General features: G+C 39.3%; 1 protein-coding gene and 1 pseudogene. One reads left to right on the forward strand and one right to left on the reverse strand.

Annotation, left to right across the window (positions count from 1 at the left end; all coding sequences use genetic code 11):
- Positions 1 to 481, forward strand: a pseudogene (locus STRDD10_RS05510) (transposase); the annotation flags it as partial.
- Between the two features lie 260 nt (positions 482 to 741).
- Here STRDD10_RS05510 and STRDD10_RS05515 read toward each other — a convergent pair.
- Positions 742 to 1,521 (reverse strand): LPXTG cell wall anchor domain-containing protein (locus tag STRDD10_RS05515; protein ID WP_197458306.1); only part of this gene is annotated, 780 nt, incomplete at its 5' end.

The following is a 1,521-nucleotide window of genomic DNA, read 5'->3' on the forward strand; positions in this document are numbered from 1 at the left end:
AGAAGTCACTACCCTACCGAGCCTTAAAAAATCATTGGCGACTCTTTCAAAAGGACAGCCGTAAACTATCTCTCAACTTTTTTTATTCAAAGACATTCCGCCAAACCTTGATCCCACATGAAGTTGTTAGGAAGACACTGAATTTCTCAGAAGAGCTCGCTAATTATTATAACCTCTATCAGCTTTTACTTTTTCATTTTCAGGAGAAGAGAGTAGATGAGTTCTTTGACCTGATAGAGGAAAATAGGAACAAGGTCAATCACTATTTTCAAACTGTTTTTAGGACTTTTCTTAGACACAAGCGATACATCAAAAACGCACTAGAAACGGACTATTCAAACGCGAAACTTGAAGCGACTAACAAGTTGATTAAAGACATCAAACGCTTGGGTTTCGGTTTTAGAAACTTCATCAACTTTAAGAAGCGTGTCTTCATTACTCTAAACATACAAAAAGAGAAGACCTATCCGGTCCTCTCTAGATGTTAGTTTTTCGTCACCCACTACAGTTTTATTTACGTTCAAATACGTTAAAACAGGCAATAAAAACACTGATATACCAAGTCTTCGTCATTATCTAGGATATATTCAAAATACAAAGGTTGACCAAGAGTTGACCAAACTAGATTTTGAGCATATCCCCAAACTTCATTCCCAAGAATTATTGGAATAGCGCAGTCTTTCCGATAATTCGAGGAATCAAAAAAATCTTCTTACCACATGGTAGGAAGATTTTTTTAAATTATGCCTTTCGGTTTCGTTTCACACCAGCTAAACCAAGACTTGAAAGGATAGCTACCCCAACAAGTGCCAAAAGACTCTCTTTCTCACCTGTATTTGGCAAGGTTTTAGCTCGTTCTACTCGTGAGTAGTTTTGTGTAGCAGGTGTAGATGTTTTTACAATACTTGTAGCAACTGTCTCACCATTTGCTTTCACAGGAACAACTGGTGTTTTACCACCGTTGGTGCTGATAACCACTTTACCAGTTGTTTCATCAACCGTAAACTCTTTACCATCTTTGATAGCTTTATCCAAAGCGTCCAAGTCAACAGCAGGAAGTTCATCTTGTGTTGGTGCAACGTTTGGTTTAGCAACGACTGTACCATCAGGAAGGACTGCAATGACGTTGTCTTTTGCCTTATCTTCCAAGTCTTTAGCTTTAGCGTAAGCGTCTTCCAATTCAGAAAGTTTAGCTTGTTCACTTGCCAATTCTTCGCTGATACGACGGACTGCGCCAACTGCTGAAGCGTATGAAGCTTGTTTGTTTTGCAATTCAAACTCTTTTTGTGCCAAGGTTGCTTTTGCTTCTGTCAAGAGTTCAGGAGCTTTGTTGTAAGCTTCGATTTCATCAGCAAGGGCTTTTGCTTCAGCGACCAAGCGGTCTTTTTCAGCAAGGAGTTTCGCTTTTTGCTCGTTGAGACTTGCAAGAACAGCGTTTTGTTCAGCAAGTTTAGCTTTCGCTGTGTTTAAGGTTAACATCTTAGTTTCTTGAACAGCTTCAGCGTCAGCAAGTGCAGATTT

This window comes from Streptococcus sp. DD10 (genome assembly GCF_001578805.1).
In the GTDB taxonomy this organism is placed as follows: Bacteria; Bacillota; Bacilli; order Lactobacillales; family Streptococcaceae; genus Streptococcus.